Genomic DNA, 26,366 nt, shown 5'->3' on the forward strand with positions numbered 1-26,366 from the left:
AATTGACGGCGTCGCCGTCGTCCGAGACCAGCCTTGTAACGGAACCAGGGTCAGTCAAGGGACAGGATGCTGGTCCAGTGCACCGACCGGTCATCCCAGTTGTGCTGTTCCGGCGGGTCCCGCGCCGTCGGAAGGGCGAAATGCGCCAGACCGATCAGGCGGTGGACGCTCTCATCATCCTCCGAAAGCGGCAGCATGATGCGACTCGACGTCCGCGGCACGTTTCCCGCTGTCAGGTGCGAAGAAACCGTGAAGCAAATCTGCTGTTCCCCCGCCGCCCTTTCCCACCGCTGATCCGTGTGAAGCGCATAGCCGGGCTCGAAGATGTCGAATGCCGTCTTGCCCTTCAGCCGCGATCCGAGCATCTGATCCATGGCATCACCGACCAGATGATAGCCGAATCGCCCCCCCTGCTGCCGGCTGAGCACGAAAATGCGCGATAATGCCCAGGGGATCTGCACCGGATCGATGTCGCGCATCCTCGGCATCCGGCGTCCTTGCCGTCGCTGGATCCAGTAACGGGCGAAAGCGATCAGATTTTCCGGCGCCGGTTCCGGGAAGATTTTCGCCAGCATGCCGTCGAGACGAGATTCCAAACACACTCTCCCATTACGCCGGCCCGCCACGATACCGAGCATTCCATCATTCTGTCAGCAGCGTCGCAATTCAGGCCTCTGCGTCGAGATCCCGTTCGTCCGGTTCGGGAGCAATCCATGCAAGCGCGTCTTCGAGGTGGAAGAATGCCTTGCGCTGCTGCGGAAACCTGTCCCGATCGTAGACTGCCCAGAGGCGCGACAACAGCATCGCTCCGTGATCAGCGACGAGGCTTGCCGATTTCGTGTTGCGGCGTTCGGGAAAGCGCTCGAAAAACCGGTTGGAAATCTCCATCTCCGCCGTTGTGTACTGCGACAGATCCGCCTCGCGAAGATCCCATAATACCGGCATTCCGGCCCGATATTCCTTATAGGCGTTGAGCGCTTCCATGCCCGCGACGACGACGGCGCCCGACAGAATTCCCCGAACCTCTATTTTCAGGAACTGAAAGCCGTCCCGATAAACAAGCTCTGTCTCTATCACGCGCCATTAATCCATGTTTTTTTTACCAGAATAATGACACAGCATAATATGCGCAATACCGTTCGGCAGGTCGAACGGGAAATCGGCAACAATTCCAGACTTCAACGCGCGTCCGGGCGATCACCGCGGCCCGGCAGCCCGACCCTCGCTGCCGGCCCGCCGCCCGACTCCTGTCAGTCGATCGAATCGGTCTCCGGCGCGACCACGGGAAACCGGATGGAAACCTCAACGCCCTCTCCAGGTGTACTCCTGCAGCGAACAGTTCCCCGGAGGACCTGGGAGACCAGATTGAACAGGATGTGCATTCCGAGACCGCTGCCGCCTTGCCCTCGTTTCGTCGTGAAGAACGGATCGAATATCCTCTTTACCGTTTCCTCATCCATGCCGATCCCGTCATCCGTATAGCGCAGTTCACCGAGGCCGCTTTCCTCGGAAACCTCAACCACGATGTTGCCCCGATCCCGTCCTGCAAAGCCATGCAGCAGGGAGTTCATCACCAGATTCGTGACGATCTGGGCAAAGGCCCCGGGATAGCTCTTCAGCACCATGTCATCCGGTCCCGCAATCACGACCGAGACATTCCTGGGATTCAGATGGGGGCTGAGACTGTCGGTTATATCCTGAAGATAGGCGACGAGATTGAAGCTCCGCTCGGCTTCACTGGTCTGATCGACAGCAACACTCTTGAAACTTGAGATCAGTCTGGCCGCCCGCGCCAGATTGGACTCGACAAGATTCATCCCTTCGATGATTGTTTTCAGCCCCGCGTCGAACTCACTCCGCTTCAGACCGCCGGCCGCAATTCCCTCCTGCAGTAATTGCGCAGACCGCAACACGGCTGTTCCCGCCGTGACGCAGATTCCGACCGGCGTGTTTATCTCGTGCGCAATCCCCGCGACCATGGAGCCAAGCGACGCCATGCGCTCGGATTCAACCAGGCTCTCCCGGGTCTGATGCAATTCGGAAATGTCGGTCGAGGCCCCGGCATAGCCTTCGAATACGCCGTTCTTGAACAGCGGAATCGCGCTGATGCGGTAATATCCCTCGGTGCCCGTCACATTGCGGCGCGCTTCGAAGTCACGGACCTGTTCGCGCGCGTCGAACGCGGAAAGCAGTTTCTGGCTGATCTCGGGATCTTCGTTTGTCAGCAACGCGTGATACTCGGCAAGACTGAGTCCGATCAGGGAGGAATGCGGCCTCCCGCCGGGAACGGGAAAATTCTCGGACAGGTATGTGAAGCGAAGGTTTTCGTCGCATTCCCAGAACCAGTCTGCCGATGCATGCGCCAGAATGCGGAAGCGCCGCTCGCCAACCCGCAATTCCTCTGTCTGCTCGAGGATCGCTTTCTCAAGGTTGTCCTTCGAGAATTCCAGGGCCTTCTGTGTCTGGATCAACTCGGTCACATCGTAGCGCAGAACGCCCAGTCCCTGGACTTCGTCATTCCTGTCGATGAGCGGGAACCGGCTGATTCTCAGGTGCTGTGGCATGCCATCCGGACCAGTTCGCGAGATCAGGTCATCGTCTGTCTCGCGCCGCGCCATCATTGCGCGCTCCCGCTCCGAAACATCGCCAGTGGAATCCTCGATGCCGAGAAGGGCGAACATTTCCGCACTGGTCTTGCCGATCACCTCGCTGGCTTCGCAGCCGATTTGACGGAGCGCCGCTTTGTTGGCCCTGATCAGACGGGTCTCGCGATCCCGGATCATGATGCCATGGCTGAGATTGTCGAAAAGATTGCGCAGCAGGTCCTCGGTTTCCTGATGCTCCTGCTCAAGCCGCCTCCGGTCGGTCACATCCTGCCGCAGCACGATAATGCCGCCATACGGCATCTTGCTTTCGATGGTCTGGCAAATCCTGTCGCCAAGCCTCTGCTCGAACGGCGTACCGGAGGCTTCCCGGTGCCGTTGCATCCGGTTTTCTGCAAACGATTCATAGTGATCCGGCTCGACATCGGTGATCATCCCGCTTTCGATGACCTCCGAAAGAATCTGGCGAAAGCTCATGCCGATGGCGATGTCCGGATCGTTCCGGAACGACGGATTGAACCGGGCGTATTCCCTGTTGCAGATGACCAGACGATCGGAATCGTCAAAAACAGCAAACGCCGCCGGCATCGCCATGATCGCTTCCCTGAGAATTACCTCCAGCCGGGACGCCCGCTTCCGCTCCTCCGAGAGTGCGGCCTCCGCCGCCTTCTGCTCTGTCATGTCGAAAGCGATGGTGCCGAGGCCGACAACGTCGCCTTTGTCATTGATCGCCGGGAACTTGACGAGAACCCGCTGATGGGTCTTCCCGGAGCGCACAACCTGGACCTCCCGGGTCGCGGCGCGCCCGGTCTCGGCAACGATTTCCTCCAGCGACTGGATGTCAGCCGAAGCTTCTGTTGAGCTCTGCATGACGGCGGCTCCGCTCTTGCCGATAACCTCCTCAGCGGATTTGCCGAACCAGTCGCAATAGGCCTGGTTCACCATCAGATATTTGCCGTCCGGATCTTTCAGATTCATGCAGATTGGGGAATGCTCGAACAGGGCGGCAAGCTGGAATTCCGAGTTGCGCAGATCCAGAAGGACGCTTTCCGCACGCCCCGCCCACACAGCAACGACCACGATGGAACCGAGCGCCGCCACTGCCAGAACCGTGCAGGCTATCAGGAATTCCGGCCCGATTTGCCAGATCTCCCCCCACCCGAGCGCAAGGACGGAGACCAGGGCAAAAATCAGACCGCCAGCCAGGAGTGACAATCGGTGCATCGGACAGGGCCTTTGTGAGTGCCGGACGTAAATCCTTCAGATGAATTCTATGAAGATGATTTAATCATTCGAATACTGAATAAATTTCTAACACTCGTTCTGTTTCGTCCTGACAGGTCATCCGGATGGTTTGGTTTTGCAGTCCTTCTGGTTTTTCAAATGCTGCTTGATCTGCAGCCAGGGCAGCACAAAACTGAAATAGAGAGCGATCAGCAATCCCTCTCTCCGCTTTTGCCGGAGATCCCAGACAAGCTGATGACACCAAAGCTGCTTCAGCAGTCTTCCTGTCTGCCGCGCGGTTCGGCCGATGTTTCGCGGCGCCGGCCGGGCCCAGCTCACATAGGTCTGATACCGCCAGTAGGTGTTGGCGAGGGAGCGAAACGTGTCCCGGCGGAGATGGTGGACATAGGCTTTCGGCTGGTACCGCAGCTGCGCGTCCGGCACGCGCATGTAGATCCGTTTGCAAATCTCGAGATCTTCCCCGTTCGTGCGGAGATTCGATGGGTAGGACCCCGCCGTCTCCAGCGCGCCCCGCCGGAAAACAGTGTTCGCACCAAACAGAAAGCGGGGATTTTCGACAACCTTCTTTCCATAATGTTGCGCCATATGGTAGGTGCGCCAGCGGTCCGGTATTGTTCCGCGCTCCGACTCATTGACAGCACCGGCGACCCCGCTAAGCGCCGGATTGCGTTCCATTTCCGCTTCAAGGATTTGAAGCCAGAACGGGTCGGCGGCGCAGTCCGAATCGATCGATGCGACCAGATCGCCCTTGCTGAAGCGGATGCCGGAATTCCGCGCGGTTGCCAGCCCCTTGTTCACCGCATGCTGGATGATTTTGACGCCGGGGTAGCGCTTGGCAATATCAAGCGAGCGATCCGTGCTGCCGTCATCAACCAGCAGGATTTCATCCGGCTTGCGGCGTTGCGCGATCAGCGATGCGAGGCACGCCCCGATGGTCCGCTCGGCATTGTAGCACGGCACGTAGACAGAGATTTTGAGCGGCACGACGGGTCCTGTAGCTTGTGAAACGGGAGGTGTGAGGTTCAGCCCTGCCGGTCAGCTCTGGCCGAAGAGGAAGCCGAGGAGCGCGAAACGGCGGCCCTTGCGCATGTGCAGCACTTCATGCAGCAGCGAGCAGGAGAAGACGATGGCTGCCCCTGCCGGCGGCTTGTAGGACTGCTCGCTGAATTCGGGAAACCAGATCTCGCCGCCCTCATACTGATCGGAATTCAGATTGATGGTCACGGCGAAGCGGCGATAGGCGACCATCGGGTCCGTATTGTCCCGGTGACCGTGCAGGCGGCCGCCGCGTTCGCCCTCGTAGCAGGCAATGCGGTAGCGCTCATGGCGGGTGACCTTGTAGTGAAATGACTTCGCCAGCTCGGGCAGCAGCCGGCTGGAAATCCGCTCATCGATATAGTTCTGCGTCTCCGGATTGATGACCCAGTGATCGATCCGGTCGCCGCGGCCATATTCCGGGATCCGCATCTTGCAGTCCGTGGTCCGGTTCTGCAGCGTGTTGTGCCCCGGCTCGACATATTCCTGGCCCTGCATGGCATAGACGCTCATCAGGTGCGCGCAGTCGGCCGGGCTGAAGACATCCGGCACCAGCAGCACCGGCGGGTGCATGCGGTATGGCTGCTCGGCCCGCAGCGCCGACTGGGCCTCCAGGACGCGGCCGACAGTCTCGGGGTGATCCGGCTGGTCCGCATCGAGCAATCTGAGGATGTGCCGGTTCGGTGCGATCAGGACGGTCGCCGGGCCGGCATTGAGCGGCCGGCCGAACGGCGCCTGCTGCCCGAAGGCGGCAAAGGTCTTGCCGTCTGCATCCATCAGGATCGACGCGTCGGCAACCGGTTTCGGCAGGGCCGGTTTCTTCTTGCCCGGTGCCACATAGTAGATCTGCGCATGGTGCTGCGCGAACCGGTCGCGCACGGCCTCGTAGGCCAAAGCCGCAGCCTTGTTCGCCGATGCGTCGTGCCCCAGCAGAACCAGAATATTGAAATCGCCGGACACCTCGTCCGCGAGCAGGTTGAACTCCGCCCCGGCGCAGCGGGGGAGCGTCACAGGCGCCGCGATATCGCCCTGCTCGACTTTGCGGATCGCACTTCCGGTCTGCATGGACATGGTCCAGCCTCATGGTGGTTTTGTCGCCCGAAGTGTGCCGATTCAGACTCGGAAAGCAAGCCTCCAAGAGCATGCCCGGCAAATGCAAACGGGCCCGCCGATGGCGGGCCCGTTGCAATTCAGTGCAGGGTCTTGCCGGATCAGCTCGCCTTGGCGAACAGCTCTCCGACATAGTCCCAGTTCACCATGTTCTCGATGAAGGCCTTCACGTAGTCGGGACGGCGGTTGCGGTAATCGATGTAGTAGGAATGCTCCCACACGTCGCAGCCCAGCAGAACGGTCTCGCCATAGGCCATCGGGCTTTCGCCGTTCGGGGTCTTGGTGACCTTGAGCTTGCCGTCGCTGCCCATGGCCAGCCAGCACCAGCCGGAGCCGAACTGGGTGACACCCGCCTCGATGAAGGCAGCCTGGAAATCGGCGACCGAGCCGAGGTCCTCGATGATCTTCTTTTCCAGCGCACCGGGGATCGCGCCGCCGCCGTTCTTTTTCATCATCTGCCAGAACTGCAGGTGATTCCAATGCTGGCTCGCATTGTTCAGCAGGCCGGCCATCTTTTCCTTGTAGGCGGTCTGCACGATCTCCTCGAGGGATTTGCCCTCAAGACCGGTGCCTTCCAGCAGCTTGTTGCCGTTGGTGACATATGCCTGGTGGTGCTTGTCGTGGTGAAACTCGAGTGTTTCCTTCGACATGTACGGCTGAAGCGCTTCGTAATCGTAGGGAAGGGCTGGCAGTTCGAGGGCCATTTCGCTCTCCTGTTCTCGCTTGTTGATCTCGCCGGAACCCGACAGCAGGACGTGCGGATGGCGCACCATCCACGTATAAACACCGGATCCCTTGATAACGTGACTTAAGTCACATTCGGCGAAATGCAAAGGGAAAGAAACTGGACAAGCGGGGAATAGACCCGTGCAATTGCTTCAGAAATGAGAGGATACGGGCATGCTGCTGGCCGAGATCACCGATATGCATTTGATGGATGGCGGCGTCCCGGCCTACGGCACGATAGACACCAGGGCCTATCTTGAGCGCGCCATCGCCACGATAGCCGCCCTGACGCCGCAACCGGACGCCCTTCTCGTCGCCGGGGACATCTCGGAAGACGGCACGCCCGGCTCATACGCCTTGTTCCGCGAAATGGTCGCGCCGCTCGGCATGCCGGTCTACGTCATCCCCGGAAACCACGATGCGCGCGAGCCGATGCGCGCGGCCTTCGCCCAGGACGGCTACATGCCCGTCGCCGGACCGCTCGACTACGCCGTCGATCTCGGTGCTCTCACGCTCGTCGCGCTGGACACCCTCGAAGAGGGAGAGCCTTACGGCACCTTCAGCGCGGGACAGTGCGACTGGCTTGGCGGAACGCTGGCCACCCTCTCCGGCAAGCCCGCCATCGTCATGCTGCATCACCCGCCTTTTCCGACCGGTGCGAAGATGGACGAGATCGGCTGCCGGGACGGCGATGCCATCGGCGCGGTGATCGCGGAATTCAACAATGTCGAAATCGTCCTGGCCGGCCACTTTCATCGTTCGATGCACCGCAGCTGGGCCGGAACAATGGCCAATATCTGCTCCTCGACCGCTCACCAGATCGGTCTCGACCTGGCCCACCGGCCGGGCTTCAAGGTCTTCATGGAACCACCGCAGATCCAGCTCCTGCACTGGCAGGACGGAGCGGGGCTCTCCGTGCATCAGGTGCCGGTCGGCGCGTTTGAATGCGTGCATGAAAGCGGCTAGGTCCCTAAAACGCGGACAGATCCCTGGAGCAGTCAGCAACCCGTGATTGCCGTGCCCGCCGGAGTGTGTAAACTCCGGCGCCATGTCTCATAAATATCCCCTCGACCTCACCCGCCGCCAGCCGAACATCTACGGTTTCAGCGGCCTCGACCGCAGCGCTCATCTCCGCGAGGACGAGGGCTGGCTGGAAAACCTTGTCAGCGATGCCGCGACCCGTCTGGTGCCGGTCTGGCGCAGCCGCTCGCTCGTCGTCGGCGCGGAAAGTGAAAACCCTGCCGCCTCCCTGCTGAGCGCGCGGGAGTTCGCTGTCCTGGTCGAACGCTCCGAGACCGTCATCTACCTCGGCACCCGGAATGGCGCGGCGCATGTCGCCGTCGACCTCTCGCACCTTGAAGAGGAGGACGCGGCCGCCGCTGTCAACGGCACCGGCGCATTCATGGACCTGCGGCAGGTCGGCCCGGTTCTGGAACGTTTCGAAGGCTCCGTTCTCGCCTATGCCCGCGGCCTGATGCACTGGCACCAGCGGCACCGCTTCTGCGGCGTCTGCGGCTCAGCCACCCGGATCGCGAAAGGCGGGCACCAGCGCAGCTGCACGAACGAGGCCTGCAACACCCCGGCATTCCCGCGCACCGATCCCGCCGTCATCATGCTGGTGCATGACGCGGCCGGAGATAAAGCCCTGCTCGGGCGCCAGGCGGTCTGGCCGGAAGGGCGCTATTCCACCCTCGCCGGTTTCGTCGAACCCGGCGAAACACTGGAAGAGGCCGTTGCCCGCGAGGTGTTTGAAGAGACCGGTGTTGAGGTGCGCGACGTGCGCTATCACTCCTCCCAGCCCTGGCCGTTCCCGGCCTCGATCATGCTCGGGTTCCATGCCGAGGCAAAGACCACCGAGATCATCCGGCACGATGACGAGCTGGAAGACGCCCAGTGGTTCACCCGGGACGAGCTGATGAATTTCCGCGCCCTCGGCAAGGGTCTGCCGAGCAAGGATTCCATCGCCCGCCGTCTGATCGAGGATTGGCTCGCCGGGGACGCCTGAGCGTCAACCGCCAAACTCTTCCGCCGCCGCGTCCATCCGCATTGCCAGATCGGTATCCAGCCGGGTCAGGCCGCCCGCGTCGTGGGTGCTCAGCGTCACGTCCAGCCGGTTATAGACGTTGAACCATTCCGGATGATGGTCCATCTCCTCGGCGATTTCCGCGACCGTGCTCATGAAACCGAATGCGGCCTTGAAGTCCGGGAACCGGTATTTCCGCTGAATGGCGTCACGGCCGTCGACAAGGCCCCATTCCGGCAATCCGGCCAGCGCCTGGTCCCGTTCGGGACCGGTCAGTTTATTTGCCATTTCTGCCTCCCTTCTAATTCTCGTGTCCGAGACTAGCGGAAATTCCGTGCGCCGTTTATAGCGATAGCATGAGCCAGCCCATCGAGCCGCCCAGCCTGGACGATATCGAAATCCTCGCCCGTGAGGCCTTCCAGACCATCCCGGACGCATTCCGCGCGCAGACCGGCGACGTGACCTTTCTGGTGACCGACTTCGCCGAACAGGACGTGCTGGACGAACTCGGCGCCGAAAGCCCGTTCGAGATTCTCGGCCTCTATGCCGGGATCCCCTTCGGCGAGGCCGGAACCCTGTCAAACCCGGCCGACCTCAACCGGATCTTCCTCTACCGCCGGCCGATCCTCGATTACTGGTGCGAGACAGGCGAGGATCTGAGCGACATCGTCCGGCATGTGCTCGTCCACGAGATCGGCCACCATTACGGTTTCTCCGACGACGACATGGAAAATATCGAAGCCAACGCCGACTGATCGGCTTCTGCCGAGCAGATTGTCGCACCCGGCCCGGACGTCTTGCACTTCGCCATTTAAGATGCATATTAAATACATCTTTTAACACTGGAGCTCGGACCATGGCCTCCATTCCGATCCGCAGCAGACCCGCCTCACGGGATGACCTTCGCGCCGAAGCGGCGGCGATCGGCATTACCGAGGCCTATATCTCGATCCTCGTCGACAGCTTCTATGACCGTATCCGCGCGGACGCCATGCTCGGTCCGATCTTCGAGAGGCGGATCGGCGATGACTGGAACCCGCATCTCGCCCGGATGAAATCCTTCTGGGGGTCGGTCGCGCTCTATACCGGGCAATATTCCGGCAAACCGGTTCCCGTGCATTACGCCATCACGGAAATCGAGGCCGGGCATTTCGACCGCTGGCTCACCCTGTTTGAAAAGACGCTGGAAGAGACGGCGCCGTCACCAAGTGTCGTCCCCTATTTCATGGAGCGGGCCCGGCGCATCGCCGAGAGCCTGAAACTGGCGATCTTCGGCGTGCCGGAGCTGCAGCGGAAAAGAGGAGCGGAGACATGATCGCGCTCAAGATCATCACCATGCTGGCGATCGCCGCGACGGCCGGATTCTTCCTGCTCTATCTCGCAGCAATCGAACTCGATGTCCGCAAGGACCGGCGCGAAGGGCTGAAGCCGTTCCTCGACGATACGGGCGGCGCCATCATCCTCGGCGCGCGTTCCGCCTTTGCGGTCTGCATTACCCTGCTGGTCGTCTGGAGCGTCTGTGAAATCGCCGGATAGGAGGAGACATGCCATGAAATCGAACAGCCCTCTGTGGCGCAGAATCGGGCCGCTTGTTCTGCTCTGGGTCGCAGCCCCGTTCCCTCTCTACCTCTGGGCGGTCATTGCCCTCACGCTTGGCCTGAAGTGAAGAATTGAGGCTGAAATGACCATGCACACGCTCCTGCCCCGCGCACTGCCACCGGCGGCGCGACACTACAGCAGCTCACCGCATTTCACCGAGGTCAGGGTGCCGGAAAAGCTGACCAGTCTGCACCGGACCAAACCCGGTGTCTGGGGACGGTTGGTCGTCGAGCAGGGCACGCTTCGCTTTATCGAACCCGGTCCGCCGGAGCGCGATCTCGCGGTATCCGAGGGAGAAGCGATCATCATCGCGCCGGAGCTGCTGCACCGGGTCGCGATCACAGGGCCGGTCTATTTTCTGATCGAGTTTTACAGGGAGTAGCCGGCATGCGCCTCAACACCCAGACGGACTATGCCCTGCGGCTGCTGATGCATCTGGCGGTGAATTCCGCCCGGCTGGTCACCATCCAGGAGGTTTCAGACCGGTTTTCCATCTCCAGAAACCATCTTATGAAACTGGCAAGCGCCCTCACCCATGAGGGGTTCGTGACGTCCGTGCGCGGACGCTCCGGCGGCCTAAAGCTGGCAAAACCACCGGAACAGATCACGGTCGGCGCCGTCGTCCGCTGCATGGAGAATGATTTCGCCATGGTCGAGTGCTTTCAGGCGGACCGGGGCCAATGCCTGATCACGCCCGTTTGCCGTCTGAAAGGCGTGATCAATGGCGCTGTCGCCGCCTTCCTGGAGGAACTCGACCGCAGCACCCTTGCCGATCTGGTGCAGGGCAACGCGCCCCTTGAGCGGATGCTGGCCTGAGCCTGCATCACGGCACCGGCCTGCCGAGCCAGAGAGCCCGTCCGGAATCCTCCGCCTCCGGAAGCGTGATCCGCTCGAACCCGGCGCGCTGCCAGAAGGCGAGACCGCCCGGATTACCCGGATTGACGCCGACATGGACCCGCTCCGCTCCGGCCTCCCGTGCCGCCGCAAACCAGCGCTCAAGCAGCCGGGAGCCAACGCCCTGACGATGCAGGCGCGGCAGCAGGTTCATGTGCAGGTGTGCGGGATGCTCCGCGACGACCGCATCCGGAATCACCGCGGTATGGTGCATCCGGTGCACCCGCTTCAAGTCCGCATCGCAATCCGGCGGCAAGACCGGCCCCGGGTCCGGATAACGGGCGCGCAGGGCCGGCCACCACGCGCGCTCAAGCAGAGCCTCGAAGGCGCGGGTATCTGCAGTGCCGACAACATATCCGGCAACGCCGAGAGCGTCCTCGGCAACGAAACACAGCTCCGGCACACATTCCGCGTAAGGGCCGACATAGATATGTCCGATAAGGTCCAGATCCCGATAGAGATGTCGGGCGTCTCCGCCGCCATCCCCGGTCATTACCGAAATCCGGTAGAGAGCGGGAAGGTCCGCCTTGCGATAGTCCCTGATGCGGATCACGCGGGTTTCCTCAGCGCCGGCCGAACAGCTTCTCGATATCGTTGAGACCGAGCGCCACATAGGTCGGGCGGCCGTGATTGCATTGCCCGGAATGGGGTGTGACTTCCATCTCGCGCAGCAGCGCGTTCATTTCCTCGACGGTCAGCCGCCGTCCTGAACGCACCGAGCCGTGGCAGGCGATGGTGCCGCAGATATGCGCCAGCCTGTCCTTCAGGGCCATGGCCTCGCCGAATTCGGACAGCTCTTCCGCGAGGTCACGCACAAGCCCGGCCACATCCGCCTCGCCCATCATCGCCGGCACTTCCCGGACCACGACGGCACCGGCGCCGAAGGCCTCCAGCACAAGGCCCAGCTCGGCGAATTCCCCGATCCGCGCGGCCAGCCGCTCGACCGAGGCTTCATCCAGCTCGACCACTTCCGGGATCAGCAGCATCTGCCGCTTGATGCCATCCGCCTCCAGCGCCTTCTTCATGCGCTCATAGACCAGCCGCTCATGGGCGGCATGCTGGTCGACGATCACCATGCCTTCGCTGGTCTGGGCCACGATGTAATTCTCATGCAACTGGGCCCGGGCGGCGCCCAGCGGATGGGCTTCCAGTGCCGCGCTTTCCGGCGTGGGCACCTCGGAGCGGGCCTGCGGGGCCTCGTCCTGCCACATCCCGCCTGAAGGCTGACCGATGGGGGCCTGGTATGCCATGCCGGCCTCGGCCATGCCGCGCGACACCGTGCTGCCATATCCCGACCGGTTCTGCGGCTGCCAGGCATAGCTTGTCTGGGGCATCTGGTTTTCAAAGGACCGTCCGAGCGCGCCCAGCGTCGCGTTGGCGACCGTGGTCGATGCCCGGTGCCCGGCAGCGACGAGCGCATGTTTCAGCGCGCCGACGATCAGCCCGCGCACCAGTCCCGGCTCCCGGAACCGGACCTCGGTCTTGGCCGGATGCACGTTCACATCGACCATCTCCGGCGGCACCTCGAGGAACAGGGCCAGCAGCGGATGCCGGTCGTGCGAGATGAAATCCATATAGGCGCCACGCACGGCGCCATAGAGCAGCTTGTCCCGCACAGGGCGGCCGTTCACGAACAGGAACTGGTGGCTGGTGGTGCGCTTGTTGATGGTCGGCAGGCCCGCATAGCCGGACAGAAGGATGCCTTCCCGCTCCGCCTCGATCGGCAGGGCGTTATCCTCGAAGTCCCGGCCCATGACGGCGCCGAGCCGGGCCAGCCGGGCCTGGAACAGATCGCCTTCCGCCTCGTTCAGCCGGATCGTCGTGCGGTTGCCGTCACCGAGCGTGAAGGCGACATGGGGATGTGCCATGGCCAGCCGTTCGATGACATCGACGGCATGGCTGTATTCGGTGCGCGGCGCCTTCAGGAACTTGAGACGGGCGGGCGTGGCATAGAACAGGTCCCGGACCTCGATGCGCGTGCCCCGACCGAGTGCGGCCGGCTCCGGCGGGGTGATCCTGCCGCCTTCGACGGAAAGGCTCCAGGCGCTCTCCTCCGGGCCTGCGGAGGCTGCACGGGTGGTGATGGTCATCCGGCTGACAGCGCCGATGGAGGGCAGCGCCTCGCCCCGGAAGCCGAGGCTGGTGATGTGGGTGAGATCCTCGCCCTTCAGCTTGGAGGTGGCGTGCCGCTCGACCGCGACTTCCAGCTCCTCCCGGCTCATGCCCATGCCGTTGTCGGTCACGGTGATTGCCGTCCGGCCGCCGTCGCGCATGACCACGTCGATGCGGGTCGCCCCGGCATCCAGCGCGTTCTCGATCAGCTCCTTGGCGGCGCTGGCCGGACGCTCGACCACCTCGCCGGCGGCGATCCGGTTGACCAGCCCGTCCGGCAGGCGCCGGATCCGCCCGACATTCTCCGCACCCCTGGAAGCGTTGCCGCTCACCCGGCCATCTCCGCCAGATAGCGCCGGGCCAGAACCTTGCCCTCCTCGACGGCGGGCTGGTCGAAAGCATCGACACCGATCAGATCCGCCGCCACCATGGTTTCCAGGAAAAAATGCATCATCAGCGCGCCGACACTTTCCTCGTCGACCGCCCTTGTCTGGATGATCCGTGTCGGCCGCCTGTTGGCGATCAGGGTTTCCGCGGTCGCCCGCTGTTCCGCATCGAACAGGTCGCCCATGGTCCGGCCGGCCAGGTAGGAGAGCCCGTCTCCCATCAGCGCCGTCGCATTCCCGCCGACAGCGCCGCCCGTGCCGGCAACCGCGCTCTGCACCAGCGTCACCAGCTTGTCACGCGGGCCATCGAGAAAGAGCTGCAGGCTGCTGTGCTGGGCAACCGCGCCGAGCGCGCCGATCGGGGTCGTGCCGTTACCCTGCTTGCCGAGGCTTTCCGCCCAGAGCTGGGTGAACCAGTCGCCGATCCGGTCCAGACGGTCGCTATAGGGCATCAGCACGGTCTGCGTGACGCCGCGCTCGCGGCCAAGGCCGATATTGACCATCGCCCCCAACGCCGGAGCGCTTTCAAGCGGGTTCGCCGGCGCAAGCGCCGCAGCGGTCACCGCCGCCGCGCCGCGCCGGATGGCTTCCGCATCCAGCCCGACGATCATCGCCGGGAGCAGACCGTTCAGGGTCAGGCCGGAATAGCGTCCGCCGATAGCGGGGTCATGCTCGAGGCAGCGGCACCCGGTTGTCTCCGCAAACTGGCGAAGCGGGCGCGGACCGGGCTCGGTGACCGTGATGAAATGTTTCGCCGGATCCAACCCGGCCGCGACAAACGCATCATGGCAGATCAGGGTCTGGCACAGGGTCTCCGCCGTCCCGCCGGATTTGGAGATGGCGATGACAGCCGTCTCCTCCAGCACGATACGTTTGAAGATCGAGGTGAAGGTGGCCGGGTCGATATTGTCGAGGAAATGCAGCTTCGGCGTATCCGGAGAGTAGGCCGTGCCTTTCTCCGCCAGCCGGCAGAGCGTCGCCCCGCCGAGGCTGGAGCCGCCGATACCGAGAATCAGCACATGCCTCGCCCAGCCTCGCAATTCCTGCGCCAGGGCGGCGCCCTCCTCCAGATCGTCGGAGCGCCAGGGCAGGGAGAGCAACGGCAGGGCCCCGCTCTCCTTCTTCTCCCGCAGCCCCGCGAGAGACCGCGCGGCAGCCGGTAGCAACGCTTCAAGAGCGGCGACGGAAAGACCGGCATCGCCGATTCTGTCCTCGAATGTCGCGGAGAAATCATGCCGGAGCGGGCCGGCCACCAGGGGACACGTCTTCATGGTGACGGAATCTAGCAGATGCCTTCAGGCGGAACCACTGTCGGAACGGCGCCGGCGAGCATATAATCGGATCGGACAAACGCTCCCCGGCCCGGCGTCAGGAGCGCGGTTCCGGCGCCGGTGCTGTTGGTGTCAGGCCTTTCGGCTGTCCGACCACGACAAAGGTCAGCTCGTCCGCCAGGAACAGCCGTTTCGCCACCCTCTTCAGATCCGCCATCGTGACCGAATCGATCCGCTCCACGCGATGGTCGAGATAGTCGATCGGCCGCTCGTTCCGCTGCAGAGAGACCAGCAGGCCGGCAATCGGCATGGAGCTGGTCAGACGCATCGGGAAGGAGCCGTTGATATAGGTCTTGGCGTCCCGCACCTCTTCCTCTGTCGGCCCGTGCGCCGCCATGTCCGCCCAGATTTCGCGCACCAGCCCCACGGTCTCGGCCACCTTGTCATTGCGGGTCGACACCCCGCCCATCACCATCTGCGCATCGTCGAGCGGCAGCGTGTAGGCGTAGATCCCGTAGGTCAGGCCGCGCTTCTCGCGGATCTCCTCGGTCAGGCGGGAGCCGAAACCGCCGGCCATGATCTCCATCAGGATGGCAGCCGCGAACCGGTCAGGGTCGTCCCGGGGAATGCCGCGATGGCCGAAGATGACGACCGATTGCGGCACCGGGTTCTCGACCACGAAGGTCTCCCCGACCGCCGCCGGTTTTGCCGGCACCGGTGGGGTCGAAACGCCGCTTTCCGGCAAGGCTCCGAAGGTCTTGTCCAGCAAATCGCCCAGGCGCTCCGGGGTAATGTCGCCGACCACGCTGATCTTCAGGCTGCTCCGGGTCAGCACCCGTTCGGCAAAGGCCTTCATGTCCGCTGTGGTGATGGCTCCGGTACTCTCGACTGTGCCACCGGACGGCCGGCCGTAAGGGTGGTCGGGAAAGGCCGCCTGCCACCAGACCCGGCTGGCGATGCTCTGCGGCCGGTTCTCGCTGTGTTTCAGCCCGGCGACGATCTGGGACCGGATACGCTCGACAGGCTCGGTGTCGAACCGTGGCTCGGTCATGGCAAGCCGCAGCAGCTCGAAGGCTGTATCGGCATTTTCGGTCAGGGTCTGCAGGCTGACACCGAAACTGTCCCGGCCGGCGCTGAAGCCGAGACCGATGACCAGATCTTCCAGTTTGCGGCGGAAGGCATCGCTGTCATAGGGCCCGGCCCCTTCGTCCAGCACGCTGGAGGTCAGGGTCGCAAGCCCTTCCTTGCCGTCCGGATCGGCTGCCGCCCCGCCTTCGAAATTTGCGGACAGGGTGATGATCGGGTTCTTGTGATCCTCGACCAGCCAGGCCTCGATTCCGCCGGGGCTGACGACACGCTGGATCTCGATGGCCTCGGCCACGCCCGGCCGGGCCAGCAGCAGAACGGCGAAGAGGAGAAAGGGGGCTGCAGCCCGCCCGATAAGGTTTTGCATGATGATCTCCTCAACTGCCCGGTTTCGGACGCAGGATGCTGGTGACATGCGCCGGCGTGGCCAGAATTGTCCGGGCCGCCTGCATGACCTGTTCCTGCGTCACCGCGGCCACCTGGTCCGGCCAGCTTTCGATATCCGCGATGGTCCGACCGATGGCGAGCGCCTGGCCCACGGCATGGGCCGGTGCGGTCACGCTGTCGCGGGCATAGACCGCGCTTGCCTTCATGGATTTGACCGCGCGGGCGACCTCATTCGCATCGACGCCGTCACGCAGGATGGCCGCGAGTTCCGCCTCGAAGGCCGCTTCCAGCGCCTCGACGGTCGTTCCTTCCGCCGGCACGGCATAGAAGGTGAACGTGCCGGGGCCGATGCTGTCGCCGCTATAGGACGCGCCGGCCGAGAGCGCGATCTTCTGCTCGATCACCAGGGATTTGTAGAGCCGACTGGTCGCCCCGCCGCCGATCACCTCCTCCAGCACGTTGAGCGGCATCACCATACCGGTCTCGCCATAGAACCGGCTCGGCGCCAGATACCGGCGGCTCCAGCTGACCTGACCAACCTGCGGATGGGCAAAATCGACCCGCCGGGCACTGATTTGTTCCGGCTCCAGCGGCCGGTTCCGCTCCGGTACGGCACGTGCCGGAATGACGCCGTAATACTTCTCCGCCAGCGGCTTCAGCTCGGCCATGGTGATGTCGCCGGCCATCACCAGAACCGCATTGTTCGGGGCATACCATTTGCGATAGAAGGCCAGCGCGTTCTCGCGGGTCAGCGCTTCGATCTCGTGCGCCCAGCCGATCAGCGGACGACGATAGGGATAATTCAGATAAAGCGCCGCGTTGGTCCGTTCAGCCAGCAGCGCGCCCGGACTGTTGTCGATCCGGGACCGGCGTTCTTCCAGGACCACCTGGCGTTCCGCCGCGACCTCGTCCGGGTCCAGCGTCAGGTTCACCATGCGGTCCGCTTCCATCTCCATCACCAGCGGCAGCTTGTCCGAGGCGATGGTCTGGAAGTAAGCGGTGTAGTCGTACCCGGTGAAGGCGTTGCCCTCCCCGCCATTGCGCGAGACCGTGCGGGAAAACTGGCCGGAGGGAACCTTCTCGGTGCCCTTGAAGAGCAGATGCTCCAGGAAATGTGCCAGGCCGGTTTCGCCCGGAGCCTCGTCCGCCCCGCCGACCCTATACCAGACCATGTGGGTCACCACCGGCGCCCGCTGATCGGTGATGGCCACGACCTGCATCCCGTTCGACAGCGTGATGCTCTGGGGCTCGTAGAGCTTCGCCTCGCTCCGCCCGCCGATCAGGACGACACAGAGCGCCGCGACAACCAGCATCGTGCGTCTCGGGATCTTCATTGGTCTCACCATCCATCTCCTGCCTCGTGCCGTCGCCATACCTGTGTCCGGCCCTCCGAAATATGGAAAGATTTTGGGCAGAGACAAGGCGGCTGCGTCGGATCCCGGGTTATCTCGAAAACAAAAAGGCGCGGTTACCGGCACCGCGCCTTCAAGTCCTCGTCGCCCGACAGGTCCGCTCGCCTAGAACAGACCCTTGCGCTTGCGCTCGATGATCGGCGTCTTGCCGGCTGTCGGCTCGTTCCCGAGCGCGGCGTTTTCCTGCAGGCGCTGCTGTTCCGCCTTGGCGTCGACGACCACGCCGCGCGGCGCCTTTTCGCGCCAGAACAGCAGATTGTCGATCAGATATTCCTCCTGGTAGACAAAGCTGTTGGTTTCCTGATTGACCGTATTCCGGATACCCGGCTCGGCATCGGCGGTCTGCAGCAATTGCCGCATCTTCGACTCGCCGGGACTCTGCCGCGAAACGGACGTGCTCGGCGCCGCGGACGGCACGTTTCCGGCCGTGCCGGAGACCGTGCTCTGTTTGCCGCTGCCCAGCACCAGCCGCTCGGCGTTCTTCGTCACGTCCCGCTCCTGCGGACGCGGCTCTCCCGGGGTCGGCGGGCGCAGGGAGAAGTTCGGCGGCACGCTCAGCGGCGGGCGCGCCACCACGGCGAACTCGTCCGGTGGCTGTTTCGTATTGCCGACCGCCTTCTGAATTTCGCTGCACCCCTGCAGACCGATCACTGCGGCGCAGAGGGCAAGTCCAACAGTCCGACTGACCCTGATCATTTCATGCTACTCCGGTCGATGGTGTTCCCGTTCATTCTCCGCGTCCCTTCGATGTCTGGGGATCGGCGGGCTGCGGGTCACCAAGAAAGCTGTCAAACAACAAAAATACTACGCCAGCCGATATCGCGCTATCGGCAAGATTGAAGGCCGGCCAATGATAGCCGAACGCGTGCCAGTCTATGAAATCAACAACGGCATTATAGCGCAACCGGTCGATCACGTTGCCGATCGCCCCGCCGATGATCAGGCCGAGCGAAATCCGCAGCAGCAGAGTGGGTGACCGGGCCAGCCAGACGGTCAGGCCAACCACCACGGCGATGGCGAAGCCGGACAGATAGTACGGCGTCATCGGATCGTCGCTCGCCAGCAGGCCGAAGCTGACCCCCCGGTTCCAGACCGCCACCAGATTGAAGAACGGCGTCACCTCGACCACCGCTCCGTCGCGGAACAGGGTCGCCAGTGCCCACTCCTTGGTCACCTGGTCAGCCAGCACAACGAGAAGCGCCAGCAGACCACCTGTCGCGAGATTGCGTCTCGGAGTCCCCGGCACCGGACTATTCAGCCGCGGTTTCGAAGGAGCCGACCGCGTCCGCGCAGCGCTTGCAGACCGGCGGTTCCGTCACCTCGGGCAGGACTTTCCAGCAGCGCTCGCACTTGCCGCCGTCGGCCAGGGACGGCACCACGGAAATACCCTCCACGTCATCCAGCCGGAATGCGTCGTCCGGGCCGTCGCCGGCAATCAGCTCGGCATCGGACGTGATGAAAAGCTCGGCCGGGTCCAGCCCCTCGAAGGCCGTCAAAGCGGTATCGCTGACATAGACCTGCGGGGCGGCCTGCAGGGAGGAGCCAATGCGCTTCGCATTGCGCTCAAGTTCCAGCGCACCGGTGACAACGCGGCGGACATTCCGGATCTCGGCCCAGCGTGCCGCGACCGCATCGTTGCGCCAGCTTTCCGGCGTTTCCGGGAAGGTCCGGAGATGCACGGATTCCTCGGGACCGGTTCCCCGGATGCCCCAGGCCTCTTCCGCCGTGAAACAGAGCACCGGCGCGAGCCAGGCGGTCAGACGGTTGAAGACCTCGTCGAGCACCGTCCGCGCGGCCCGGCGGCGGATCGAATCCGGCCGGTCGCAATAGAACGAGTCCTTGCGGATATCGAAGTAGAAAGCGGACAGGTCCACGGCGCAGAAATTATGCAGTTGTGTGAACAGCGCGTGGAAATCGAATGCCTCGATTTTCTCGCGGAGCATGGCATCCAGCTCCCAGAGCCGGTGCAGCACCCAGCGTTCCAGCTCCGGCATCTCGGCGACCGGCAGACGCTCGGCCTCGGTGAAACCGTCGAGATTGCCGAGCAGGTAACGCAATGTGTTGCGCAGACGGCGATACTGGTCGGCCTGATGCTTCAGGATCTCCTTGCCGACGCGCAGATCCTCGGAATAGTCCGAGTTCACAACCCAGAGGCGCAGGATATCGGCGCCGCTCTGGCCGATGACGTCCTGCGGGGCCGTGATGTTGCCGAGAGACTTGGACATCTTGCGGCCGTTCTCGTCCAGCACGAAGCCGTGGGTCAGAACCGCGTCATACGGCGCCCGGCCGCGCGTGCCGCAGCTTTCCAGCAGCGAGGAATGGAACCAGCCGCGATGCTGGTCGGAGCCTTCGAGATAGAGATCAGCCGGCCATTGCAGGTCCGGGCGCTGCTCCAGGACGAAGGAGTGGGTCGAGCCGCTCTCGAACCAGACCTCGACGATATCCTTGTTCTGCTCGTAATCGTCCGCGCTGTACTCGTTGCCGAGGAAGCGGGACGGCTCGCTGGAGAACCAGGCGTCGGAGCCTTCCTTTTCGAACACATTGGCGATGCGGTCGATCACCGCCTGATCGCGCAACATCTCGCCGGTCTTCTTCTCGACGAAAACCGGGATCGGCACGCCCCAGGCACGCTGGCGGCTGATGCACCAGTCCGGCCGCTGCTCGATCATCGAGCGCAGACGGGTCTGCCCTGCCTGCGGCACGAAGCGGGTCTCGTCGATCGCCTTCAGCGCCGTGTCCCGCAGATCGTTCGACTCCATGGAGATGAACCATTGCGGCGTGTTGCGGAAGATCAGCGGCGCCTTGGAGCGCCAGGAATGCGGGTAGGAGTGGGTGATGCTGCCCCGGGCCAGAAGGCCGCCCGCATCGCGCAGGATGGCGGAGATCTTCAGGTTGTCTTCCAGCACATGCATGCCGGCGAAGACCGGGACGTGATCGTAGAAATAGCCGTCATCGGCAACCGTCTGCGGGATTTCCAGGCCGTTCGCCTGCCCGAGCACGAAGTCATCCGCGCCATGGCCGGGGGCGACATGCACGAAGCCGGTACCGGCTTCGGTGGTGACGAAATCGGCCAGCAGCAGGGGCACGTCATACTCGTAGCCCTGGCCGCGCAGGGGATGCGCCAGGATGGAGCCGGCGATTTCCGCACCGGTGACGCGGGCCAGCTCTTTCACAGTCTCGATCTTGCCTGCCTGCTTGACTGAATCGAGCAGATCCAGGCCGACCACCAGCTTCTCACCCACTTTCGCCAGGCTGTTCTCGGCGACCTCGGTCACCTCGATCACGACATAGGTGAATTCCTCGCCCGCGGCGACGGCACGGTTGCCCGCCATGGTCCAGGGGGTGGTGGTCCAGATGACCACTGCCGCCCCCTCGAGGGCCGGATGCTTCGCCTCAACCACCGGGAAGCGGACATGGATCGTGGTGGATTTGTGGTCGTGGTATTCGACCTCGGCATCGGCCAGCGCGGTCTTCTCGACCACCGACCACATGACCGGCTTAGCGCCCTTGTAGAGCCCGCCATTCATGATGAACTTGCCGATTTCGCGGGCGATCTGCGCTTCGGCCGGGAAGGTCATCGTCAGATAAGGCTTCTCCCAGTCGCCGGAGACCCCGAGCCGCTTGAATTCCTCGGTCTGGATATCGACCCATTTCTGGGCGAACTCCCGGCATTCACGGCGGAACTCGATGACCGGGACAGTATCCTTGTCGAGCCCCTTCTCCCTGTACTGTTCCTCGATCTTCCACTCGATCGGAAGGCCGTGACAGTCCCAGCCGGGCACGTAATTCGCGTCCTTGCCGAGCATCTGCTGCGAGCGGTTGATGACGTCCTTCAGCACCTTGTTGAGCGCGTGGCCCATATGCAGGTTGCCGTTCGCGTAGGGCGGGCCGTCATGCAGGATGAACTTCTCGGCGCCGGCGCGGCTCTCGCGCAGCTTCTTGCGCAGGCCGATCTCTTCCCAATGCGCCAGGATTTCGGGCTCGCGGGTCGGCAGGTTGCCGCGCATCGGGAAATCGGTCTTCGGCAGAAAGACGGTCGTCTTGTAGTCCACGCTCATCTGTTTTCTCTCTTGGCGGGCGCTCTCGCGGCCCGTGCCTTCTATTCGGTCAGTCTCTGGTCGGACAGTGTCTGGCGCGCGGCATCCGCGTCGCGCGCGATCTGCGCCTTAAGCTCGTCAAGGCCGCTAAATTTCATTTCCGGGCGGATAAAGTCAATGAATTGCACACGGAGCTGCCGCCCATAGAGGTCGGGAGACACGTCAAACAGGTTCACTTCCAGCAGCGGCCCCCGGTCATTCACGGTCGGCCGCCGCCCGAAATTCGCCACCCCGGACCACCAGGCGTCACTCTCTTCATCCCGCGCCCGGACCGCATAGACGCCGTGCGCCGGGTGCATGATGTCCTCGAGCTGCAGGTTCGCCGTCGGAAACCCGATCGTGCGGCCGCGCTGATCGCCCCGGATCACTTCGGCGGCCACTTCCCACGGCCGGCCGAGCAGGGCCGCGGCCCCGCGCGGATCGCCTTCCTTCAGGCACTGGCGCACCCGGCTGGAGGAATAGACCGCGCCGTCCTCCTCCGTCACCGGATCGATGATGCTGACACCGAAGCCGAGCCGGATGCCGTATTGCTGCAGCATTTCCGGCGTGCCGCGCCGGCGATGGCCGAAAAAGAAGTCATGGCCGATCACCACATGCCTCAACCCGAGGCCGCGATGCAGAATGTCGGTGATGAAATCCTCTGCCGAGACATGGGAGAACTCCATATCGAAACCCAGTTCGAACAGAATATTGGTGCCCAGCGCGGCGATGGCTTCCGCGCGCGCCGCGGCGGTGGTCAGGCGAAAGGCCGGCGCATCCGGCTGGAACAGCATGCGGGGATGGGGCTCGAAGGTCAGGACGGCCGCCGGCGCGCCGGCAAGATGCGCCGCGTGCTGGGCCTGGCCGATAACCGCCCTGTGCCCGAGATGGACACCATCGAAGTTGCCGACCGCCGCGATTGCACCGCGGTCATCGGAGGTCACGTCCGCAAGGCTACGTATGATCCGCATGATCCCGCCATCCTAGAGAGGACGGCTGGGTACCATGATCAGTGCATCCCCGTCGATCACCAACTGCTCATCCACCAGACAGCGCGTGGCGAACAGAACCCGGCTTTTCTCGGCCTCGATCTTCACCACTTCGATCACGGCCTTGACCACGTCGCCGTACCGCACCGGCGCGGTGAATTTCAGATTCTGCTTCAGATAAATGCTCCCCTGCCCCGGCATGACCGTGCCGAACAGCGTGGAAAAGAAACCCGCCGAAATCATTCCGTGGGCAATGCGATCCTTGAATATCGTGCCGCGCGCATAATCCTTGTCGAAATGCAGCGGGTTCCGGTCCCCGGTCACGTCGGCAAAATCCTCACCCATCGGCTCGGTCACCTGGCGCTGGAACTCGGCACGCATGCCAAGCGCGAGATCCTCTAGGTAGTAACGCCCGATCTTCTCCGGAGCGTGTGAAACGACTGGGGACATGGGACCTCCGGATTGATTTTCTTGTGCGCCGCAGCATGGAAAACATATCCGTAGAGGTCCGCCCGCTCAACTGCTTAGATGGAAAGGCCACTCACAAGAAGCCGGAGGCAACAATTTCCATGCTGAACATGGACACACTGGCGGACGCCATCCTGGCCGCTCGCCTCGATGAAAAAATGCCCGCACCGACAGAGCAATGGATCGGATCCGCGGATATCGAAGAGGCCTACAGCGTTCAGCATGCCGTGCTCGGCGAAATTGAACGCCGCCGGGGCGCCAGGATTATCGGCCGCAAGGTCGGCTGCACCAATCAGTCCGCGCGTGATCTGCTCGGCCTCGACGGGCCCTTTCACGGTGCCTTGCTGTCCCATACGGCACTGGCGAGCCCGGCCCGGATCGCGCGCAGCGACTATCCGTTCATCGTGCTGGAGCCGGAATTCGCGCTGCGTCTCGGCGCACCGCTCGGGCCGGCTGGCGCGCCGCACACAGCCGAAAGCGTCGCCGATGCCGTGGACGCGGTGCTGCCCGCCCTGGAGATTGTCTCTTCCTGTCACGCGGACTGGACACGCACCGGCCCGGCACTTGTCATTGCCGATAACGGGTCGTCTTACGGCTGGGTTTATGGCGAACCGGTTATCAACTGGGATCTTGAAACCCTGATGAACGCCAGGGTCACCCTGCAGGTCAACGGCGCCGAGGTCGCGACCGGCCATGCCGGCAATGTCGATGGCGGGCCCCTCGGCGTGCTGGCCTGGCTGGCAGACCGGGTGCCGCTGCCCGAGGGCACGTTCATAAGCACCGGAACAACGACCAAAGTGCATTTTGGCGAACAGGGCGACCGGGTGGAAGCGCGCTTCGGACCGTTCGGAACGGTCTCGGTCGGGATTACCTAGCGGCGCCGCGTGCTAAACGGAACGGCCCTCCAGCAGGTCCTCCGGCGGAAAGGTAAGCGCGATGCCCTGAATGCTGCAGGACAGAATGACATCCCGCTCGGTGCCATGTCCGGGGCAGGGAAGTTTCACCACGCTCCATTCCGACGCCCGGCCGTAACTGGTGACGAAACCCGAATTGGTGCCGATGGCCGGCGTCGCGAGGATATCCTGATAGAATTGAATCAGGTTCCGCTCGGCCATCGCAGGAGAGTCGCTCAGCAGCTTGCCGGTCTCGTCTATCCCGAGACGGTCGACAAGCTCCGAGCCCCAAAGACGGCAGCGCATTTCGAACGGCGCGTCTGAAATCGCCTCATCGATATGCATCCAGCCATGCCAGCCCCGGAAATCATAGAAATCGAAGGTCGACCATGACGGCAACCTGCCCTCGCTCCATTTGCTCCGCCAGATTTCGACGAACGAACCCAGTGCGCCAAACCGCGCTGCCGGCGCGTCCGTAGGGTGCAGGCCAAATTGCCGGCCCGGCGATGGCGGCCGCAAGATGTGGGATTTCCAAGGTTTTGGAGTCACGAGCTTCCTGTCGACTCGACAAATTCCCTTCCATCTTACGCCAGCGACCGCCTTTGGAACAGGCTTCAGATCGGATCGATCGGCACCGCCCCCGCGTGACCAATCGCCGTCTCAAGCAAACCTGCCGCGGAGAGCAAGTCCGCCTCGCCGCGCGGACCGGCCACGACCTGCAGGCCGACCGGCAGTCCCTCCGATGTAAAGCCGGCCGGCATCGACAGAGCCGGGAAGCCCGTCAGCGTGATCGCATAGGCCATGGTCAGCCATTCGACGTAATTGTCGAACGCGTGCCCGTCGCATTCCGCGACATACCGCTGCTCGACCGGATAGGGCGCAACGCAGGTCGCCGGGGACAGCAGCAGATCGTAGGTCTCGAAGAAATCCACGGCCCGCTGGATATAGGCACCGCGCGCAAGCTGAACACGGGTGAAGTCCTCGAGACTGTAATCCAGCGCCTTCTCGATATTCCAGACGACTTCCGGCTTCAGCTTGTCGCGATGCTCTTCCAGGAGCTTCCGCCTGCTCATGTAGAAGCCCTCCGCACGCAGAGCCTGGTAAATGTCCTGGACATCGTGGAAATCCGGATGCGCCTCCTCGACCGTCACACCGAGGGATTCGAACCGGAGCGCGGCTTCCTCGCAGATCCTGGCAACTTCCGGATCCACCGGCGTGCAGCCGAGATCCCGCGAGAACGCCACCCGCTTCGGCAGCCGCTGCTCCCTGACCGCGTCGCTGAAGCTCCGCAACGGAGATGCCAGGGAAATCGGGTCCCGCGGATGCTCGCCCGCCATGGCATCCAGCATCATGGCGACGTCCGCCACGTTCCGCGCCATCGGTCCGACAACCGGCAGATTGCCGAACGGCAGGCCGGACGGACCGCGTGCGACACGCCCCGGGCTCGGCCGCAGGCCGACGATGGAGCAGAAGCTGGCCGGATTGCGCAGGGAGCCGCCATTGTCCGAGCCCTGGGCCAGCCAGGCTGTGCCGGACGCCAGCGCGGCAGCGGACCCGCCGGACGATCCGGCAACGCTGCGCTTCTGGTTCCACGGGTTCAGCGTGGTCCCCAGAACCTCGTTGAAGGTATTCCCGCCGGCGCCGAATTCCGGTGTGTTCGCTTTCGCGTAGACGACACCGCCATTCTTCTCCAGCGTCTCAACGACAATGTCCGACTTGTCCGGGATATGGTCGGCGAAAATCGGCGAGCCGAAGGTCGTGCGCACGCCCTTCACCGCCTCCAGATCCTTGATCGCCACCGGCATGCCCATCAGCGTGCCGCGTTCTTCCGCAGGCTTCTCCATCAGGGTCTTGGCCGCATTGCGTGCACGTTCGAAGCAAAGTGTCGGCAGTGCATTGATCTTCGGCTCGACTTCGGAGACCCGGGTCTCCAGGGCATCCAGAAGATCAAGCGGCGAAACCTCGCCTTTTGCCAGCAGGTTGCGGATTTCGGTCGCGGTTTTCCAGATAAGGGTGGGATCTGACATAGGGTGGCTCCAGTCGGGAAAGAC

General features: G+C 63.3%; 27 protein-coding genes. 8 read left to right on the forward strand and 19 right to left on the reverse strand.

The window, feature by feature from the left end:
- Nucleotides 1–50: 50 nt before the first annotated feature.
- The 6 genes from RH950_RS04000 to RH950_RS04025 form a co-directional block, all read right to left on the reverse strand.
- Entirely contained in the window at nucleotides 51–596 is a 546-nt protein-coding gene (locus RH950_RS04000) for a PAS domain-containing protein (RefSeq protein ID WP_350053939.1), read from the reverse strand.
- A 70-nt stretch (nucleotides 597–666) separates the two neighbouring features.
- Nucleotides 667–1,077, reverse strand: coding sequence for a hypothetical protein (locus RH950_RS04005; RefSeq protein ID WP_350053941.1), 411 nt, complete (start codon nucleotides 1,075–1,077; stop codon nucleotides 667–669).
- A 173-nt stretch (nucleotides 1,078–1,250) separates the two neighbouring features.
- Entirely contained in the window at nucleotides 1,251–3,818 is a 2,568-nt protein-coding gene (locus tag RH950_RS04010) for a PAS domain-containing sensor histidine kinase (protein WP_350053943.1), read from the reverse strand.
- Between the two features lie 126 nt (nucleotides 3,819–3,944).
- Nucleotides 3,945–4,832: a glycosyltransferase family 2 protein gene (locus RH950_RS04015; protein ID WP_350053945.1), complete on the reverse strand. Its 888-nt coding sequence runs from the start codon at nucleotides 4,830–4,832 to the stop codon at nucleotides 3,945–3,947.
- Between the two features lie 51 nt (nucleotides 4,833–4,883).
- A complete protein-coding gene (locus RH950_RS04020; RefSeq protein ID WP_350053947.1) occupies nucleotides 4,884–5,954 on the reverse strand; it encodes a 2OG-Fe(II) oxygenase family protein in 1,071 nt (356 codons plus the stop codon).
- Nucleotides 5,955–6,094: 140 nt separating this feature from the next.
- On the reverse strand, nucleotides 6,095–6,697 hold the full coding sequence (locus RH950_RS04025) for a superoxide dismutase (RefSeq protein WP_350053949.1): 603 nt from the start codon (nucleotides 6,695–6,697) through the stop codon (nucleotides 6,095–6,097).
- A gap of 196 nt (nucleotides 6,698–6,893) precedes the next feature.
- Here RH950_RS04025 and RH950_RS04030 point away from each other — a divergent pair, with 196 nt between their 5' ends.
- Nucleotides 6,894–7,685: a phosphodiesterase gene (locus RH950_RS04030; protein ID WP_350053951.1), complete on the forward strand. Its 792-nt coding sequence runs from the start codon at nucleotides 6,894–6,896 to the stop codon at nucleotides 7,683–7,685.
- A gap of 82 nt (nucleotides 7,686–7,767) precedes the next feature.
- Nucleotides 7,768–8,724, forward strand: a complete 957-nt coding sequence (gene nudC, locus RH950_RS04035) for an NAD(+) diphosphatase (protein ID WP_350053953.1) — start codon at nucleotides 7,768–7,770, stop codon at nucleotides 8,722–8,724.
- Nucleotides 8,725–8,727: 3 nt separating this feature from the next.
- On the opposite strand, the gene RH950_RS04040 is transcribed toward nudC, so the two are convergent.
- Entirely contained in the window at nucleotides 8,728–9,048 is a 321-nt protein-coding gene (locus tag RH950_RS04040) for a 4a-hydroxytetrahydrobiopterin dehydratase (protein WP_350054248.1), read from the reverse strand.
- Between the two features lie 50 nt (nucleotides 9,049–9,098).
- Here RH950_RS04040 and RH950_RS04045 point away from each other — a divergent pair, with 50 nt between their 5' ends.
- From RH950_RS04045 to RH950_RS04065, 5 genes are all read left to right on the forward strand, one after another.
- A complete protein-coding gene (locus RH950_RS04045) occupies nucleotides 9,099–9,497 on the forward strand; it encodes a metallopeptidase family protein (RefSeq protein WP_350053955.1) in 399 nt (132 codons plus the stop codon).
- A gap of 101 nt (nucleotides 9,498–9,598) precedes the next feature.
- Nucleotides 9,599–10,057 carry a group III truncated hemoglobin gene (locus RH950_RS04050; RefSeq protein ID WP_350053956.1) on the forward strand — a complete coding sequence of 153 codons (459 nt, stop codon included), beginning with the start codon at nucleotides 9,599–9,601 and terminating at the stop codon, nucleotides 10,055–10,057.
- A complete protein-coding gene (locus RH950_RS04055; RefSeq protein ID WP_339853817.1) occupies nucleotides 10,054–10,278 on the forward strand; it encodes a hypothetical protein in 225 nt (74 codons plus the stop codon). Before RH950_RS04050 ends, RH950_RS04055 begins: the two co-directional genes overlap by 4 nt.
- 145 nt (nucleotides 10,279–10,423) lie before the next feature.
- Nucleotides 10,424–10,723, forward strand: a complete 300-nt coding sequence (locus RH950_RS04060) for a TehB-like domain-containing protein (RefSeq protein ID WP_350053958.1) — start codon at nucleotides 10,424–10,426, stop codon at nucleotides 10,721–10,723.
- Between the two features lie 5 nt (nucleotides 10,724–10,728).
- Nucleotides 10,729–11,157, forward strand: coding sequence for an RrF2 family transcriptional regulator (locus RH950_RS04065; protein ID WP_350053960.1), 429 nt, complete (start codon nucleotides 10,729–10,731; stop codon nucleotides 11,155–11,157).
- 7 nt (nucleotides 11,158–11,164) lie between these two features.
- Here the strand turns inward: RH950_RS04065 and RH950_RS04070 are convergent, their stop codons facing one another.
- The 10 genes from RH950_RS04070 to RH950_RS04115 all read right to left on the reverse strand — a co-directional run bounded on the left by RH950_RS04070 (nucleotide 11,165) and on the right by RH950_RS04115 (nucleotide 23,404).
- The gene (locus RH950_RS04070) at nucleotides 11,165–11,788 is read right to left on the reverse strand and encodes a GNAT family N-acetyltransferase (protein ID WP_350053962.1); all 624 of its coding nucleotides are present in this window, start codon (nucleotides 11,786–11,788) and stop codon (nucleotides 11,165–11,167) included.
- A 10-nt stretch (nucleotides 11,789–11,798) separates the two neighbouring features.
- Nucleotides 11,799–13,637, reverse strand: a complete 1,839-nt coding sequence (mutL, locus tag RH950_RS04075; protein WP_350054250.1) for a DNA mismatch repair endonuclease MutL — start codon at nucleotides 13,635–13,637, stop codon at nucleotides 11,799–11,801.
- A 38-nt stretch (nucleotides 13,638–13,675) separates the two neighbouring features.
- Nucleotides 13,676–15,004 carry a phosphoglucose isomerase-related protein gene (locus tag RH950_RS04080; RefSeq protein WP_350053963.1) on the reverse strand — a complete coding sequence of 443 codons (1,329 nt, stop codon included), beginning with the start codon at nucleotides 15,002–15,004 and terminating at the stop codon, nucleotides 13,676–13,678.
- 97 nt (nucleotides 15,005–15,101) lie between these two features.
- Nucleotides 15,102–16,457, reverse strand: coding sequence for a M16 family metallopeptidase (locus RH950_RS04085; RefSeq protein WP_350053965.1), 1,356 nt, complete (start codon nucleotides 16,455–16,457; stop codon nucleotides 15,102–15,104).
- Nucleotides 16,458–16,467: 10 nt separating this feature from the next.
- Nucleotides 16,468–17,811 (reverse strand): M16 family metallopeptidase, encoded by a 1,344-nt coding sequence (locus tag RH950_RS04090; RefSeq protein ID WP_350053967.1) that lies wholly within the window; start codon nucleotides 17,809–17,811, stop codon nucleotides 16,468–16,470.
- 183 nt (nucleotides 17,812–17,994) lie between these two features.
- Nucleotides 17,995–18,585, reverse strand: coding sequence for a DUF3035 domain-containing protein (locus tag RH950_RS04095; protein WP_350053969.1), 591 nt, complete (start codon nucleotides 18,583–18,585; stop codon nucleotides 17,995–17,997).
- Between the two features lie 31 nt (nucleotides 18,586–18,616).
- Nucleotides 18,617–19,135 carry a signal peptidase II gene (gene lspA / locus RH950_RS04100; RefSeq protein ID WP_350053971.1) on the reverse strand — a complete coding sequence of 173 codons (519 nt, stop codon included), beginning with the start codon at nucleotides 19,133–19,135 and terminating at the stop codon, nucleotides 18,617–18,619.
- Between the two features lie 4 nt (nucleotides 19,136–19,139).
- On the reverse strand, nucleotides 19,140–21,947 hold the full coding sequence (ileS, locus tag RH950_RS04105) for an isoleucine--tRNA ligase (RefSeq protein WP_350053973.1): 2,808 nt from the start codon (nucleotides 21,945–21,947) through the stop codon (nucleotides 19,140–19,142).
- Between the two features lie 41 nt (nucleotides 21,948–21,988).
- Nucleotides 21,989–22,936: a bifunctional riboflavin kinase/FAD synthetase gene (locus RH950_RS04110; protein WP_350053975.1), complete on the reverse strand. Its 948-nt coding sequence runs from the start codon at nucleotides 22,934–22,936 to the stop codon at nucleotides 21,989–21,991.
- Between the two features lie 12 nt (nucleotides 22,937–22,948).
- Nucleotides 22,949–23,404: a MaoC family dehydratase gene (locus RH950_RS04115; protein ID WP_350053977.1), complete on the reverse strand. Its 456-nt coding sequence runs from the start codon at nucleotides 23,402–23,404 to the stop codon at nucleotides 22,949–22,951.
- A gap of 119 nt (nucleotides 23,405–23,523) precedes the next feature.
- Between RH950_RS04115 and RH950_RS04120 the strand changes: the two genes are divergently transcribed.
- Entirely contained in the window at nucleotides 23,524–24,297 is a 774-nt protein-coding gene (locus RH950_RS04120; RefSeq protein WP_350053979.1) for a 2-keto-4-pentenoate hydratase, read from the forward strand.
- Nucleotides 24,298–24,309: 12 nt separating this feature from the next.
- Here RH950_RS04120 and RH950_RS04125 read toward each other — a convergent pair whose 3' ends face one another.
- Nucleotides 24,310–24,834 carry a hypothetical protein gene (locus tag RH950_RS04125; protein ID WP_350053981.1) on the reverse strand — a complete coding sequence of 175 codons (525 nt, stop codon included), beginning with the start codon at nucleotides 24,832–24,834 and terminating at the stop codon, nucleotides 24,310–24,312.
- 95 nt (nucleotides 24,835–24,929) lie between these two features.
- Nucleotides 24,930–26,342: an amidase gene (locus RH950_RS04130; RefSeq protein ID WP_350053983.1), complete on the reverse strand. Its 1,413-nt coding sequence runs from the start codon at nucleotides 26,340–26,342 to the stop codon at nucleotides 24,930–24,932.
- Between the last annotated feature and the right edge of the window lie 24 nt (nucleotides 26,343–26,366).

The organism is Nisaea sp. (assembly GCF_040217065.1).
In the GTDB taxonomy this organism is placed as follows: Bacteria; Pseudomonadota; Alphaproteobacteria; order Thalassobaculales; family Thalassobaculaceae; genus Nisaea.